Genomic DNA, 15,510 nt, shown 5'->3' with positions numbered 1-15,510 from the left:
GAGTCGGCGGGCTCCCCGATCCGTACCTGACGGCACAGCACTCGTCCGCGGCGCGCCCGCGGGCGGTGATGCGCGGCCGGGCCCACCGGCGCGCCAGGATGATCGAGAGTGATACTGGCGGGTGGGGCCGCCCGCGGTCACCGAACGGCACCACCGTCACCGAGGCCATGAGGAGCCAAGGCAATGAGCACTACAGCGCAGATCGGGGTCACGGGCCTCGCGGTCATGGGCCGCAACCTGGCCCGCAACTTCGCCCGCAACGGCTACACGGTCGCGGTGCACAACCGGACCGCGTCCCGCACGCACGCGCTGGTGAAGGAGTTCGGCGAGGAGGGCGCCTTCGTCGCCGCCGAGAGCGCGGAGGAGTTCGTCGCGGCGCTGGAACGCCCACGCCGTCTGGTGATCATGGTGAAGGCCGGTGAACCGACCGACGCGGTGATCCGGGAGTTCGCGCCGCTGCTGGAGCCCGGCGACATGATCATCGACGGTGGCAACGCGCACTTCGCCGACACCCGACGCCGGGAACGCGACCTGCGCGAGACGGGGATCCACTTCGTGGGCGCGGGAATCTCCGGAGGCGAGGAGGGCGCGCTGAACGGGCCGAGCATCATGCCGGGCGGGTCGGAGGAGTCGTACGCCTCGCTCGGCCCCATGCTGGAGAGGATCTCCGCCAAGGCCGCCGACGGGGCCCCCTGCGTGAGCCACGTCGGGCCGGACGGTGCCGGGCACTTCGTCAAGATGGTGCACAACGGCATCGAGTACGCCGACATGCAGCTGATCGGTGAGGCGTACCAACTGCTCCGGGACGTCGCGGGGTACTCGCCCGCCCGGATCGCGGAGATCTTCCGCACCTGGAACACCGGGCGACTCGACTCGTACCTCATCGAGATCACGGCCGAGGTCCTCGCCCACGTGGACGCCGCGACCGGCAAGCCGTTCGTCGACGTCGTACTGGACCAGGCCGAGCAGAAGGGCACGGGTCGTTGGACGGTCCAGATCGCCCTCGACCTGGGGGTTCCGGTGTCCGGCATCGCCGAGGCGGTCTTCGCCCGGTCGCTCTCGGGCCACGACGCGCTGCGCCGCGCGGCGCGAGGACTGGCGGGGCCGCGCGCCACCCCCCTGGACGAGACCCGAGCCGCCGCCTTCGCCGACCGGGTGGAGCAGGCACTGTACGCCTCGAAGATCGTCTCCTACACGCAGGGCTTCCACGAGATCGCGGCGGGCGGCGACGAGTACGGATGGCGGGTCGACCCCGGCGCGGTGGCGGCCCTCTGGCGCGGCGGGTGCATCATTCGCGCGGCCTTCCTGGACCGCATCCGCGCCGCCTACGACTCCCGGCCGGAACTGCCGAGCCTGCTCGCCGACGACACCTTCGCCCAGGAGATCGCCGCCGCGCAGGACGACTGGCGCGAGGTCGTGGTCACTGCGACCCGGCAGGGGGTCCCCACCCCCGGCTTCTCGGCCGCCCTCGCCTACTACGACGCCCTGCGCGCCGAGCGGCTGCCCGCAGCCCTGACACAGGGACAGCGGGACTACTTCGGCGCCCACACCTACCGACGGACGGACCGAGACGGTTCCTACCACACCCTGTGGGGCGGGGACCGGTCCGAAGTGCCGGCGTGAGGGACCGTCCCTGCTGAGACGGAGCCCCGCCGGCCGGAGCCGGGCGACCGGTCGATGCCCCGGTCTCCGGCGGGGGGGGGTCACGTCAGGGGTGGTCCCGGTTCCGGCCGAGGCACGGGCTCGGGGTCCGGGGGCACCGGCGAGGGAGAGGGCCCGGGCGGGCCCGGACTCGGCGGCGGCCGAGGGACCGGTCCCGGAGGTTCGGGCGGCGGCGTGGGGCCCGGCGGCGGATCGGGACGGCGGGCCTCGCCTGCCGAGGGGGACACCGGCAGGCGGGCCCGGTTCGCGGTGATCATGGAGCCTGCCTCCGAACAGTCGGACGTCGACTCTGCGCTACCACTCTCGCCTACCCGGCCCCACCGGCCTCACGCACCCTCGCAAGGGCCGTTCGGGCAGGCACCGCCCTGCGGCTCCGGTCCGGCAGGCCCCGTCCACCCCGCGCCCCGTGGGAGCGGTCTCGCCGGGAGCAGGCGGTGGGCTCAGCCCGCCGCGGATCGCGGGGCACGCTGCTGGTCCGACCCCGGCACCGGCTCCGACGGGTCCGACCCCAGGGCGGCGATCCGGTTGTCCCGGTCCACGTGCACGACACGAGGTCGAAGCGACCTCGCCTCGGCGTCGTCGACCTGGACGTAGCTGATGATGATCACGAGGTCGCCGGGGTGCACGAGGTGTGCGGCGGCACCGTTGATCCCGACCACGCCGGAGCCCCGCTCACCCTCGATGACGTAGGTCTCCAAGCGAGCACCGTTGGTGATGTCGACGATGTGGACCAGCTCACCGGGCAGGAGATCGGCTGCCTCCAGCAGATCGGCGTCGATGGTCACCGACCCGACGTAGTGCAGGTCGGCCTGGGTCACGGTGGCACGGTGGATCTTGGACTTGATCATCGTACGAAACATGACAATACTCCCGAAATATCCGCTCCCTGCCCACTTTTTTCGGGTCAAGGGCTGTCTCCGGCACCCTACAACGATTCGCATGTTCGGTCAGCTTTCCCCGGGTCTTTCAGGACTCATGCTGACCGATTGCTGACTCTTCCGACGCACCGTCAGTAGGGTGTGGTGACTCACCCACATCCCTTCGACTACCTCCCGTAACGACGACCGGTCGAGGACATGCTCGGGGGTAGAAGACATCGGCCTGGCCGCCTCCAGACAAGGCGGGACTTTCAGAGGCCAGCATCCCAGGGGCGCCTGCGCGCAAGGTGGAGATGGGAAAGGTCCTGATGAAGCCACTCATATGCGTAGTCGATGGCCGGCGTGTTCCTGAAGACCTGCGGCTCTGACTCGACAACCGCCGTGCATGGGCGACCCCAGCTTCCATTTTCGAGAGGGCGGACATTTCGCGCTCCCAGGTCGAATTCCGGCTGGTACGTGCGGAGGCCCTCGGCTGTGACAAGTCGCAGATTGACTCGATTGACGTGCTGGAGTCGCGGTTCCAGTCGCACGTGAAGAGTGGGGGCCTGGTCATATCCAGATGCACGGGATACCAGGAGATTTCCATCGATACAGACGGGCGTGATACTGGCGAGGCCGAGGGTCAGACGCAGTGCTGGGAACCACTGTTCAACCAAACCGGTGTAGATTTCCAAGGCTGCGGTCAAGACCTGGTCCGTCAGCAACCTGCGCTGGTCAGGGCTGTAATGTTCCCAGATCCAGTCGATGTACATCCGATCACAGTCGGGCATTACGTACGGGCGGTGAATATAACCGTCGGGCTTTATCCAGCAACCTTCCTCCAACTGGTCGGCTAGACGGATCAGCTCCTCCCCACTGGCGTCCACCCCATTGATGGTGGAGCGAACGGGCGGGGTCGTGGTCTTGAACAGCCTCAGACGCTGACGCAATACCTCAAGGACCTGCTCTGCCGGTAGCGGAGTGTGGTTCGTTGCGTATTGATTGAGGAGGGCCTTCCCGACGACCCAGGTTCGCTCGGCATCATAAGAAGGGCATCCTGAAACTCTCAGAACTTGAGCCTCACACACCCAGTCCAGCGCGCTGGATATTTGTGTCAGAGGCCACTGCCAAGACCATGCACCATAGTCAATTGCGACTGTTCCGTGAAATGCCCGAACAGGAATTACGCGCCGGTCCGTAGTCTCGCGCGTATCGCTTCGCGAATGGAACGGCCAGTCCGGGGACGGTGTCCTCGTCTCTCTGCAGCAGATGGGCCGACAAAGTCGGACCATCAAGTTGGGCGTCAACGGTCAAATCTGCTGGCCGATAACCGAACATCCAGCGAGAGACCGGATCCAGCGCGGCCATCCACGCGTTCCAGGTCCCTTTCACACGCTGGGCAGCGGTTTCTGAGCCTCAATCACGGCAGCTGTAGTTCTTGATCACGGTTGGTCGTGACGGTGGTGTCGTTGCTGGTGGCAGGCGGTCGCGACGGCTTGGTGATGGCGTCGCCAGGCGGTCCAGTGCAGGACGTGCTCGCGGTCGCGGAGGGGTGGCGGCAGCACGAGGGCTCGCAGGAGCCGGATGAGCTCGGGGCGGCTCAGCGGGACGAGCGCGGGCTCGTGTTCGGCGGCGTCGTGGACGGCGGTGGCCGTGAGGGCGAGGACGGCGGCGGCGATCAGGGAGAACAGTGACCAGCGCGTCCAGGAGTTCCAGCAGGTCACCTGGCCCTGGTCGAGTCCGGTGAAACCCTTGGCGAGCTGGAAGGTTTCCTCGATCCGCCACCTGCGACAGATCACCTCCACCAGCGCGCCGAGCGAGACGTCGCCGGGTGCCCAGCAGCGGAAGTAGGACACCTCGCTGGTGTAGCGGTGCCGCCGCGCCACCAGCACACTTGTCCCGGCCTGCTCCTCGTTGCGGTTCTCGTCGGGAGTGTCGTCGGGGCGAACATCGAGCCAGGCCCAGTCGTACTCGCGGGTGCCCTTCGTGCTGAAGTTCCCCCACTGAAGTGGACAGCCTGATACTGGGACGGATCGTCCCGGAGGAAGCAGTCCAGGTTGAGTGGCAAGAGCAACATGAGCAAGCGGTACACGGCCGAGTTCAAGCGCGACGCGATCTCGCTCGTACGTTCATCGCCGCATCGGAACGTCACCGAGATCGCCCGGGAACTGGGGGTCAGCCCCCAAGGGCTCCGCGGCTGGGTGAAGCAGGCGCGGATCGACCGGGGCGAGGGGCCCACGGGCGCGCTGACCAGCGATGAGCGTGACGAGCTTCGGCGCCTGTGCCGTGAGCTGGCCGAGGTCAGGAAGGCGAACGCCTGCGTTCCACAGTTGAGCGGGGTTCTCGGGGGTGCGGCAGGGCATCGGTGCAGGTCAGACGGTTGCGTCTAGTGCGAAAGGCCGAAAACGCCTAGTGGCACGATGTGGTGACCCCATGTCTGCGACCTGCAATGATGTGCGTATCGTCTAGCGGCATGTACGTGAAGACGACGTCCCGGCGGAACAAGGACGGGCAGACGGTCCGGTATCTGCAGCTGGCCCACAACGAGTGGGACCCGGCCGTGGGGCGTTCGCGTACGAAGGTGCTGCACTCCTTCGGCCGGGAGGACGAACTCGACCGCGAGGCGGTGCGCCGACTGGTCGGCGCGCTGTCGAAGCTGCTGGACCCCGCGTCCGCGCTGTCGGCTACCGGCTCGACAGACCTGTCACTGATCGGTTCCAGGCCGTGGGGCGGGGTGCACGCGCTGGACGGACTGTGGCACCGGCTCGGCCTCGACGCTGTCGTGCACCGCCAACTGGCCGGGCGGCGGCTGGATCCGCGCGTCGAGCGGGTGCTGTTCGCGCTGGTCGCCAACCGGGCATTGGCCGCCTCCAGCAAGCTCGCCGCGACCGAGTGGATCGCCGACGACGTCCACATAGACGGCCTGGAGGCGATCGGTGACGAAGCCTGCTACCGGGCCATGGATTACCTGCTGGCCATCGAACCGGCCCTGGCCAAGGAGGCGTGCTTCCAGGTCACCGACCTGCTCAACCTGGAGGTGGACCTGCTGTTCTTCGACACCACCTCCACGTACTTCGAGACCGAGGACGCCGACGATCCTGTCGTCCGCGACGACCGCGGCGAGCGCCTGGCCGCCGACGCGACGGCCGAAGACGCGGTGCGGCACGACGGGTTCCGCACCCACGGCAGGTCCAAGGACTCCCGCGACGATCTGCCCCAGGTCGTCATCGGCATGGCCGTCACCCGGGACGGGATCCCGGTGCGCGTGTGGTCCTGGCCCGGCAACACCGGTGACCAGGCCCTGATCCGGCAGGTCCGCGACGACCTGCGCGAGTGGACGCTGTCGAAGATCGTGTGGGTCGCCGACCGCGGCTTCACCTCCGCCGCCAACCGCCGGGCGCTGATGCGCGGAGGCGGCGGCTACATCATCGGCGAGAAACTCCGCACCGGATCACCCGAAGTCCGCGCCGCCCTCTCACGACAGGGCCGCTATGCGACCGTGCGCGACAACCTCCAGGTCAAGGAGGTCAACATCGGAACCGACGACCGGTTCGTGATCTGCTTCAACCCCGACCAGGCCACCCGCGACGCCGCGATCCGTCAGCGGATGGTCGCCCAGCTCACCGAGGCGATCGAGGGCACTGACAAGCTAGCCAGGCCCGAACGCGACAAGCTGGCCGGGATGTTGTCCACCAAGCCCGGCCTGAAACGGTTCTTGCGCACCACCCCGGGCGGGCTGCTGCGGGTGGACAAGAAGAAGATCGCCGCCGAGGCCAACCTCGACGGGAAGTACCTCCTGCGCTCCTCCGATCCGAAGCTGGCGGCCGAGGACATCGCGCTGGGGTACAAACAGCTCCTGGAAGTCGAGCGCGGCTGGCGCGATATGAAGCAAATTCTCGATCTCCGCCCCGTCTACCACCGCCGCGAAGACCGCATCCGCGCCCACGTCCTGCTGTGCTGGCTCGCCCTGCTCCTGATCCGCGTCGCCGAGACCTCCACCGGCCAGACCTGGAACCGCCTGCGCGCCGAACTCCAGCGCCTGCACGCGGTCACCTACACCGGCCCGGCCGGGACCTTCCGTCAGTCCACCGACCTCACCAAGCCCCAGCGCGACATCTTCACCGCCCTGAACGTCACCCCGCCCAAGAAGATCATCGATCTGACCACAGGCCGCTGACCAGGCACTATCCCCCCGCCTAGTGACACGCCATCTCGGCGTGCTCACAGGCATTTCCGCAGGTCAACCCACGTTTCCGTTCCCTACCCGACACCACCAACTGTGGAACTCAGGCTGCCGCAAGGCCGGCGCACGCTTCTCCCTCGCCGTCGCGGTCAGGAAGAAGATCCGCGAGACCATCGCCGCCATCCCCGAGGACGCCTGGACACCGATCAAGTACGCCGCCGCCATCTGGGACGCCGACGAGGAACGCCGGATCTCCGACGCCGAGATCTCCGAAGTCCCCTTCACCGCGTTCACCAGCAAGAAGAAGGCGTTCCACACCACCCCCGGCTGATCGTGCGCCGCGTGAAACGCCTGAACCCCAAGTCCGTGCCCGAGGGACAGGCCGAACTGTTCGGCGTCTGGCGCCACCACGTCATCTTCACCGACAGCCCGTTCGTTCTCGCCCAGGCCGAACCCATGCACCGCGAACACGCCCAGGTCGAGCAGGTCTTCGCCGACCTGGAGGACCCGCGCTCGCCCACCTGCCGTCGGGCAAGTTCACCGCGAACGCCGCCTGGCTCACCCTCGCCGCCACCGCCTACAACCTCACCCGCGCGGCCGGCCACCTCGCCTCCGTCTTCCACGCCAGAGCCCGTACCGGAACGATCCGCCGCCACCTGATCGACACGCCTGCCCGGATCGCCACCGGCGCCCGCCGCCTCACCCTCCACCTGCCCCAACACTGGCGCTGGGAAGACGACTTCACCGACCTGTGGGCCGCAACCGGACAACGCATGGTCACCTGACCCACGCGACCACCCTGTCCGCCCACGACCCGGAGGAACCTCGGAGACCCCACACCGGACGGCCACCCGGCACTCACCGCTGCCCGCAACCCGAAGGAACACCCGGAGCCCGCCCGACACCCGTGATCAGAACTCACACGGTGGATCGAGGCTCAGGCGTTCTCGTCATGAATCCGGGCGCCCAGGTCCTCCGCCCACTCCAGCGCCCACGCCTTGAGTTCTTCGATCTGTCGGGGGGTGAGCCCGTACGCGGTGTAGTCCTCATCCTCGTACCAGTCCGCGCCGATCAGCCGGTCCCGGAGGTCTTCGAGGCTGAACTCGTCGTGGGCGCGACGGCGGCCCAGGGATTCGAGGTCGGCGGTGGAGCGGTGGCGGGAGGCAGCCTGGACGTCGATGAGGTCGCGGACGGTGCCGCGGTCGGCGAGGGCACGGACCTTGGTGCCGATCACGTCGTCGAGGGAGAGAACGGGGCCGTAGGGGGTCTGGGCAGGCGGAGCCCAGAACGCCTCCTTGAGGACGTCGACCTCGCACTCCTCGCCGGTGTCCGGATCGGTGACGAGGAACCGGCCGCTGAGCGGATCGGTCTGGACGTGCGTGGTCCTCCATCCGCGCGCGCCGAGGCCGGCTGTGAGTGAGGCGACGATCTCCTGCATCGGAGCAGGGTTCTCGGTGGCGACGTCGAGGTCGCGGCTGAAGCGTTCGACCAGGCCGTGGGCCTGCACGGCGTATCCGCCGGTGAGGACCAGAGGGTAGGGGGAGCCGAGGTCGAGGATGTCGGCGAGGAGACGCTCGTGGAGCGGAGTGAGCTTCACGCGGCGGTCGTGTCGGCCGGAGCGCTGCGGAGCAGCTCGGGGAAGGCGTCCTCCCAGACCTCGCGGATGTAGGGACTGATCAAGCGCCGCAGCACGGGCCACTGCTCGGCGAGCAGTCGGTGGTGCAGGAGGGTCATCAGGTCCTCGCGCAGTCCTTCGGCGAGGACGGTCCGGTAGAGCGTCATGCGGGACTTCGGACGGTCCAGGCTGTAGCTCGTCCGCCCGGACCAGACGATGTGGAGCGGCAGGTCCACGCCGCCCTCGACGGGGCCGGCCAGCTCCTGCAAGCGCTCGGGCAGTCGGCTGCGGTAGCGGTCCCGCAGCACTTCGGCGCGGGGGGCGGTGATCGTCGCGTCCATGCATCCAGTATCGCTGCTGAGAGGCGGCGGCATGGCGGATGCGGGGGCCCCTGTCGTACGTACGGGTCGGGCGGCCGCCCGCCTTTCACTCGGACATCTGGCCCAGTGGGCGCTTGGCACAACATCGCCTACCCGCGCCGGCCCCCGGGTCGCGCGGCAACCGGCAGCCCTGCAGACCCGGAACCAGCCCCGATCGTGGGCGCGGGCGATCATGACGCAGCAGGTCACGCGGAGAACCGCCGCGGTGGGTCCGGCTGCGGCCTGGTGGGAGCCAGAGGTCTGTCGAGGTCACCCGTCATGGCGGCCGCCTGGCCAGCAAGCTGGGACGCTCCCGCGCCCGATGCTGACCGTTTGCTGACCCGAGCGGGGCCATCAAGCTTCTGACCTGCAAAAACACCCAAATACTAGATCTTGGACTTGAACATGGTACGCAGCACTTCGGACTCCCGGAAGACGGCTCCCTGCCTACTTTCTGCAGGTCAAGGGCGTTCTTCACTCTAGACGGGCACGCGTCGAAGTCGACGATCTTGAGGAACATCGCCTCTCCACGAGGAGAAGGCTCCCTGCCTTTGCTTCCGCGCCGACCAGGCTGTTGTGACGCCTCCGCCAGGTGCCTGTTCGTATGGACTTCTTCAGCGCGGTGATCACCATCCTCGGCTCGCTCGCCCTGATGGCGACGCTCGACTGGGTGTTGCCGGCCGTCATGGCCGGTGCGATCATCGCGATCGCGGCTGTGATCGGCTTGGTCATGCGCCCGCTCACGGCGGCCCAGCAGGAGGCTCAAGCGGCGATCGGCCGGCTGGGCGGCATTCTGGAGGGTGCTCTGAGGGCGATCCGTACCGTGAAGGCGAGCCGTTCCGAGACCTGGGAGAGCGACCGTGTTCTCACCGCGGCGCACGAGTCCTTCCGGCAGCGCATGCGCGCCGCGCGCATCGAGGCACTCGGCTGGACCCTGAGGGGGGCCGGCTTCCAGGGCGCGTCGTCAGACGACCGATCGCCCCGACCGCGATCGCTCTTTCCTCGCCCCGCAGCGCGGGGGTCCGATTCCTCCCCGGCCCGAAGGCCGGGGCACCCCAGGAGGCATCAGGTGACTTCCCCACTTCTGCGCCGGCTCGCCCGCACCCGAGGCTTCACCCTCGGCGCACCCGCCCGCTTCTCCGTGGCACCGGAGGGCACCGGTGTCCTGTTCCTGCGCAGCAAGGCCGGGGACGATCCGGTCGGCTGCCTGTGGAGGCTCGACCTGGCGACCGGTTCGGAGCACCTGCTGGCCGACCCCACCGTGCTGCTCGGTGACACGGCCGATGAAGTGCCGGAAGAGGAGCGCATCCGGCGAGAGCGCGCCCGGCAGCAGGCCTCCGGGATCACCGACTACGCCACCGACACGGCCGCCCGGATGGCCGCCTTCGCCCTCGCCGGGCGGCTGTGGACGGTGGATACGGACTCCGGCGCCGTCCGGCAGTTGCCCGCCCGCCGGCCGGTAGTGGACCCGCGCCCGTCGCCGGACGGCCGGTACATCGCCTACGTATCCGGTGGCGCGCTCCGGGTGATCGGCGCCGACGGTGGTGGCGACCGAGCAGTGGCCGCGCCTGAGTCGGCGGAAGGTCCGGATGTCTTCTTCGGCCTTCCGGAGCATGTGGCGAGCGAGTCGATGGACCGCCACAGGGCGTACTGGTGGGCACCGGACGGGGAGCGGCTGCTTACCACCAGGGTCGACAACCGGGGGGTCGCTCTCTGGTACCTCGCCGATCCGGCGGACCCCGCCAAGCCGCCGCGCACCATGCGCTATCCGCGGGTTGGTACCGCCAACGCCGAGGTCACACTCTGGATCGCCGATCTGGTGGGCAACCGCACGGAGGTCCGCTGGGACCGGGCGGCCTTCGAGTACCTGCCCGCCGCCGGCTGGGACAGGCACGGTCCGTTCGCCGCCGTCCTCAGCCGCGACCAGCGCACGCTCCAGGTTCTTGCCGTCGACCCGACGGACGGTACGACCAGCCTCCTGGCCGAGCGGCACGACGAGCGCTGGGTGGAGTTGCTGGTACCCGGAGTCCCCGCGCGGACATCCACCGGGCTGCTCGTCGACTACCTCGACCGTGACGAGACCCGCCACCTGAGCATCGGCGGTACGCCGGTCACGACGCCTTCCACGCAGCGGTGGCCGGAGCACCACTCATCGATCAGCGGCTCTACGACGCCTGCTGGAAAGAGCGCTTTCTGGGCCCGCCGACCCGATACCCGGAGCACTATGAGATGTCCTCGCTGCTCGCCGACGCTCCGAGACTCGGCCGTCCGCTGCTGCTGACGCACGGGATGGCGGACGACAACGTCTCCGTGGCCAATACGCTCCGGCTCTCCGACGCTCTGCTGGCAGCCGGGAAGCCCCACGAGGTACTTCCGCTGAGCGGAATGGCCCATGCCGCACCGACCGACGACACGTTCGCCCGGCTGCTGGGGCACCAACTGGAATTCCTCCGGCGGCACCTGGCGGTCCGACCCGCCACGGTGCCCTGCCAGGCCTGACCTCCCGAAGCCACGGCCGGGCGCCCGTCCGCGCCTGACTTCCGCGGGCTTCCTGCCGCCATCACGCTGTGTGTTCGCGGGGCGGTAGAGTCTCCCGACAGCGGGGCCCAGGGCCTTCGGAGGAGATGTCGGGGATTCAGACGGGTTCGCCGGAGGCACGAGGGACCACCCAGCGCCGCGCGAGCGGCAGGTGGAGCCCGACCCGCTCCCCCGGGGCGGGCCGCGCGCCCGGTGGGAGCAGCGCGTGGACGGTTCCGGCGGCCGTGGCGGCCGTGAGGGCGGTGAAGGCGCCCTCCGGCCGGAGGCCCAGGACCACGCCGGTCACCGTCTCCGGCCCGGTGCCGAGTGAGACGACCTCCGGCCGGATCACGAGATGCCCGGGGCCACGATGGGTGACGGAATCGGGCAGGGCGAGTTCCCCCAGCGGGCACGCGAAGCGCCCTCCGGATGTGACGTGCCCGGGGAGCGCCGTGGCACAGCCCAGGAACCGGGCCACCGCCACTGAGACGGGGTGGGCGTACAGTTCGGTGGGCGGGGCCTGTTGGAGGATCGCGCCGGCGTCGAGCAGGGCGACATCGTCGGCGACGGCGGCGGCCTCCGTCTGATCGTGGGTGACCAGAAGGGTCGTCACCCCCAGTTCGCGCTGGACCGCGACGAGCAGGTCGCCCATGGCGTGTCGCAACTCCCGGTCGAGTGCGCTGAAGGGTTCGTCCAGGAGCAGCACGGCCGGTTCGGCCGCCAGGGCGCGGGCGAGGGCCACGCGTTGGGCCTGCCCGCCGGAGAGCCGGCGGGGGTGTCGGTCGGCGAGGGGTGCCAGGCCGACCCGATCCAGGTGGACCAGGGCACCCGCGCGGGCCGCTCGACGCGACCGACCGCGCAACCGGAGAGGCAGCGCCACGTTGTCGAGCGCCGTGCGGTGGGGAAGGAGCATCGGTCGCTGGAAGACCACGGCGACGCCACGACGTTCCGGTGGGATTCGGGTCACGTCGGCGCCGCGGAGGCGGACCGTGCCGCGGGCGGGTGCGAGGAGGCCGGAGGCGACGCGGACGACGGTCGTCTTGCCGCATCCGGAGGGGCCCAGCAACGCCAGCAGTCGCCCGTCGTCGGCGGCGAGATCGAGACCGTCCAGCACCGGATTCGGGTGGTCGCGGTAGACGGCCGTCACACCCTCCAGGCGGAGGCCGGCGGGACGGTCCGGAGGTGGGGGCGTCATCCGCTGGTGCCTTCGGGCGGCGACGGCGTCGGTCCGGGACCGGAGGCGACGCGGAGCGTCCGGTGTCGGCGGAGCAGCGCCGAGGCCCCGGTGAAGAGCAGGACAGGCGGGACGACGACGAGGAGTCCGAGGACGGCGGTCGCGGTCCGGTTGCCGCTGCCGGCGGCGGTGGAGAAGAGCAGGAGGGGCAGGGTGGTGACGACGCCCCCGCCGACCAACACGGTCATCAGGTACTCGCTCCACGAGACCAGGAACGCCAGAGTCGCCGCCGCCGTCAGCGCCGGGGCGAGGGCGGGCAGGGTGACGTGGCGGAGGACGGCCGCCCGCGAGGCGCCGAGCGTCCTGACCGCCTGCTCCTCTCGGGGGTCGTAGGTGGCGTGGGCGCCGAGCAGGACGAGGACCGCGTAGGGAAGGGCGGGCACCAGGTGGACGAGCGCGACCCCGGCGAGGTGGTCGGAGAGCCCGACCCTGACGAACACCTCCTGGACGCCGACCGCCAGGGCGAACGGCGGCACCAGGACCGGGGCGAGCAGCGCGAGCCGTATCGCGTCCGAAGCGGGTGGCCGGTGCAGGACGAGCCCCCGGGCGGCCAGGGCGCCCAGAAGGGTGGCGCCCGCGGCGGTGGTCAGCGCGAGGCCCAGGGATGTGCCCAACGCGGTGATCACCGGTGCCTCGGGGTCGGCGACGCGGCTCCACTCCCGCGCCGAGATCTCCTGGGGCAGGAGCGCCGGGTACACCCACCGACCCGCGAACGCCCAGAGCAGCAGGGGCAGGAGGGGCGCCGCGGTCCACACGGCCGCGGCGGCGAAACCCACCGCGCCGAGGAGCCGGCTCAACGCGGCCCCCCGGCTCGCGGCAACCGACGTGAGACGACCGCGGCGGCGCTCGCCGCCAGGGCGACCACCAGCCCGATCACCGTGGCCAGGGCGAGGGCGGTCGGGCGGTCGCCCGCTTCGATCGACCGGTAGGCGTCCACGGCTTCCACCGGGAGAGCGCGGGGCGAGGTGGCCCCGAGCAGCGCCGGTACCTCGTAGGCGGCGAAGGTGAAGGCGAAGACCAGCAGACACGCCTCGGTGAGAGCCGGGGCGAGCAGCGGCAGGGTGACGTGACGCAACCGGCTCGACCGCCCGGCGCCCAGGGTTCGCGCCGCGTCCTCCAGGTCGCGCACGGCCGGGGTGTACGCCGCGAGGAGCATGACGACGACGAAGGGGGTCTCCTTCCAGGCGTAGGCGAGGAGCACGGCGGTGGGCGTGGGAGCACCGACGAACGCGGGGAAGTCCGCCGGTCCGTCGCTCAGGCCGGTGGCGTGGGCGAGGCGGGAGAGGAGCCCCGACCCGGCGAGCAGTGTCCCGAACGCGGCGGCGGCGAGCAGGTGCGGGACGGCGAGCGTGGCACGGGCGGTGATGTCCAGGAGGACCCGCCCTCGGCGTGTGGCTCCCGCCGCGGTCACGGCGGCCAGGGCGAGCACGGCCGACGCCAGGGTGCTCAGCGTGGCGATCCGCAGGCTGAGGAGGAGGGCTTCGAGGAGCGCCGGACGGTGTCGTAGGTCGGTGTAGGCGGAGAGTGACCAGCCGTGCCCGAGGTCGTCGGTGAGGCCGCCGCGCGCGGCCGACAGCAGCGCGGCGACGGCGGCGGCGACGACGGCGAGCGCCGGAGCGGTCAGGAGCAGGCCCCGCCGGCCGGGAGAGGGGGCGAAGCGCTTCACGAGGCGCCGGCGACTTCTCGTTTCCATCCCTTGTCCAGGGGCGTCACCCAGTCGCCGCCCGGCTCCGGGAGGGCGCCGACGGAGAGGTCCTCGGCCGGGATGGTGGTCTCCGGGGTGGTCAGGGAGGCGAACCTCCGCTTCCAGGGCTCGGGCAGCCGGTCCCGGTCCAGGACCGTGTACGCGCCCCAGCCTCCGGGTCGCGCCTTCGCGTACTGGAGTTCGGGCGAGAGCATCAGGTCCGACAGCACCAGCGCCGCCTCGCGGTGGGCGGCGTTCTTGGGGACGGCGAGGTGGCTGGTGTTGCCGAGAGATCCCTCCTCGGGCACGAAGACCCTGGTTTCCGGGGGAAACACGCCCCGTTCCACGAGCGCCGGCACCTCGGCCGGGTTGTAGGTCATGGTCATGTCGACCTCACCGTCGGCGAACAGTTCGTCGAGTGCCGCCCGGTCCCTGGGATAGGTGGTCCCCCCGCGCCAGAGCGAGGGGGTGAGCGCGTTCAGTCGCCGCCACAAGGGCGGCGTGAGCACTTCGTAGGCCTGCTCTCCGAAGGCGGGCGGAGTGCGGGTCCCCTCGGGGAGGGAGGTCAGGAACATGTGCCGGACGAAGGCCGACCCGGTGAAGTCCGGCGGAGCGGGATAGGTGAAGCGCCCCGGGTTCGTCTCGATCCACTCCAGCAGCTCGGCGGTGGTGCGGGGAGGCTCGGGGAGCCTGGCCGAGTCGTGGACGAACGCGAACCGGGCGCGGCTCCAGGGGGTTTCGCAGTCGTCGATATCGATGCCGAAGTCACGGGCGAGCGTCGGGTCGTCGGGGTCGAGGTACTTCCGGTTCGGCATCAGTGGGGTGTAGCCGCACAGCCACGCGTCCGCCTCCTTGCCCGCGCGGAAGTTCTCCCCGTTCACCCAGACCAGGTCCACCGCCCCGCCGCTGTCCTTGCCGGCCCGCTGGTCGCCGAGGATCTTCTGCACGGCGTCCTGGGTGTCGGCCACGGGGACGCGTTCGACGGTGATGCCCAACGCCCTCGCGGCCGGGACGACCTCGTCGTCCACGTGGGCGTTGGCACCGCGGTCGCCGCCGTACATGAAGAGGTTGACGCTCTGGCCTCTCGCCGCTTCGCGCAGCAGGTCCCAGTCCTTCTCCGGCGGCGAGGCGGTGCCGGGGGCGGAGCAGGCTCCGGTCGCCAGGACGACCGCCGCGACGCCCGCGACCAGGGACCTGGTGGTGGGGTGAGCGAGCCTCCCGCCGTGCCGCGTCCGTGTCCGTGTCCGCATGCGTCCCGCTCCTTCGGCCGGCTACTCGGATGTCGCTTCCCCTCCACCGGGTCGCGTGAACATCCCTCCGGGGAAAGAGGGTTCGACGTGGGGCACACGGTCCTCCTCGCCCGCCCGCCGGTACGGTGCCGGAGTGGTGGAGGGAGCGA

General features: G+C 70.2%; 14 protein-coding genes and 1 pseudogene. 7 read left to right on the top strand and 8 right to left on the bottom strand.

From position 1 onward, the window contains the following. The first annotated feature begins 183 nt into the window (after positions 1–183). Entirely contained in the window at positions 184–1,623 is a 1,440-nt protein-coding gene (gene gndA / locus JEK78_RS21080) for an NADP-dependent phosphogluconate dehydrogenase (RefSeq protein ID WP_200261741.1), read from the top strand. 479 nt (positions 1,624–2,102) lie between these two features. Here the strand turns inward: gndA and panD are convergent, their stop codons facing one another. Then, the gene (gene panD, locus JEK78_RS21075) at positions 2,103–2,522 is read right to left on the bottom strand and encodes an aspartate 1-decarboxylase (protein ID WP_200261740.1); all 420 of its coding nucleotides are present in this window, start codon (positions 2,520–2,522) and stop codon (positions 2,103–2,105) included. A gap of 1,439 nt (positions 2,523–3,961) precedes the next feature. Next, positions 3,962–4,405 carry a hypothetical protein gene (locus tag JEK78_RS21070; RefSeq protein WP_200261739.1) on the bottom strand — a complete coding sequence of 148 codons (444 nt, stop codon included), beginning with the start codon at positions 4,403–4,405 and terminating at the stop codon, positions 3,962–3,964. Between the two features lie 171 nt (positions 4,406–4,576). Here JEK78_RS21070 and JEK78_RS21065 point away from each other — a divergent pair, with 171 nt between their 5' ends. From JEK78_RS21065 to JEK78_RS23555, 4 genes are all read left to right on the top strand, one after another. Then, entirely contained in the window at positions 4,577–4,909 is a 333-nt protein-coding gene (locus JEK78_RS21065; protein WP_200261738.1) for a transposase, read from the top strand. Positions 4,910–4,992: 83 nt separating this feature from the next. Further along, a complete protein-coding gene (locus JEK78_RS21060) occupies positions 4,993–6,696 on the top strand; it encodes an IS1634 family transposase (protein ID WP_200261737.1) in 1,704 nt (567 codons plus the stop codon). Between the two features lie 40 nt (positions 6,697–6,736). Next, positions 6,737–7,033 carry a hypothetical protein gene (locus JEK78_RS23560; RefSeq protein ID WP_242483159.1) on the top strand — a complete coding sequence of 99 codons (297 nt, stop codon included), beginning with the start codon at positions 6,737–6,739 and terminating at the stop codon, positions 7,031–7,033. 11 nt (positions 7,034–7,044) lie between these two features. Next, a complete protein-coding gene (locus JEK78_RS23555) occupies positions 7,045–7,362 on the top strand; it encodes a hypothetical protein (RefSeq protein ID WP_242483158.1) in 318 nt (105 codons plus the stop codon). 277 nt (positions 7,363–7,639) lie between these two features. Here JEK78_RS23555 and JEK78_RS21050 read toward each other — a convergent pair whose 3' ends face one another. Beyond that, a complete protein-coding gene (locus JEK78_RS21050) occupies positions 7,640–8,299 on the bottom strand; it encodes a nucleotidyl transferase AbiEii/AbiGii toxin family protein (protein ID WP_200261736.1) in 660 nt (219 codons plus the stop codon). Next, positions 8,296–8,658: a hypothetical protein gene (locus JEK78_RS21045; RefSeq protein ID WP_200261735.1), complete on the bottom strand. Its 363-nt coding sequence runs from the start codon at positions 8,656–8,658 to the stop codon at positions 8,296–8,298. The genes JEK78_RS21050 and JEK78_RS21045 overlap by 4 nt, the downstream gene beginning before the upstream one ends. Before the next feature lie 622 nt (positions 8,659–9,280). Between JEK78_RS21045 and JEK78_RS23820 the strand changes: the two are divergent. Together JEK78_RS23820 and JEK78_RS23815 are read left to right on the top strand one after the other, a co-directional pair. Beyond that, positions 9,281–10,714: pseudogene (locus JEK78_RS23820) on the top strand (DPP IV N-terminal domain-containing protein); the annotation flags it as partial. A 95-nt stretch (positions 10,715–10,809) separates the two neighbouring features. Then, complete coding sequence (locus JEK78_RS23815; RefSeq protein WP_347341194.1) at positions 10,810–11,175, top strand: prolyl oligopeptidase family serine peptidase; 366 nt, start codon at positions 10,810–10,812, stop codon at positions 11,173–11,175. A 136-nt stretch (positions 11,176–11,311) separates the two neighbouring features. On the opposite strand, the gene JEK78_RS21035 is transcribed toward JEK78_RS23815, so the two are convergent. The 4 genes from JEK78_RS21035 to JEK78_RS21020 are packed head-to-tail and all read right to left on the bottom strand — an operon-like array spanning position 11,312 to position 15,361. Beyond that, positions 11,312–12,388: an ABC transporter ATP-binding protein gene (locus JEK78_RS21035; protein WP_200261734.1), complete on the bottom strand. Its 1,077-nt coding sequence runs from the start codon at positions 12,386–12,388 to the stop codon at positions 11,312–11,314. Beyond that, entirely contained in the window at positions 12,385–13,224 is an 840-nt protein-coding gene (locus JEK78_RS21030) for an ABC transporter permease subunit (RefSeq protein WP_200261733.1), read from the bottom strand. The genes JEK78_RS21035 and JEK78_RS21030 overlap by 4 nt, the downstream gene beginning before the upstream one ends. Next, a complete protein-coding gene (locus JEK78_RS21025) occupies positions 13,221–14,093 on the bottom strand; it encodes an ABC transporter permease subunit (protein ID WP_242483157.1) in 873 nt (290 codons plus the stop codon). Before JEK78_RS21025 ends, JEK78_RS21030 begins: the two co-directional genes overlap by 4 nt. After that, positions 14,090–15,361, bottom strand: coding sequence for an ABC transporter substrate-binding protein (locus JEK78_RS21020; protein ID WP_200261731.1), 1,272 nt, complete (start codon positions 15,359–15,361; stop codon positions 14,090–14,092). The genes JEK78_RS21025 and JEK78_RS21020 overlap by 4 nt, the downstream gene beginning before the upstream one ends. Between the last annotated feature and the right edge of the window lie 149 nt (positions 15,362–15,510).

Source organism: Streptomyces sp. HSG2 (genome assembly GCF_016598575.1).
Taxonomy (GTDB): domain Bacteria; phylum Actinomycetota; class Actinomycetes; order Streptomycetales; family Streptomycetaceae; genus Streptomyces.
This window is presented reverse-complemented; position numbering and strand designations above follow the sequence as displayed.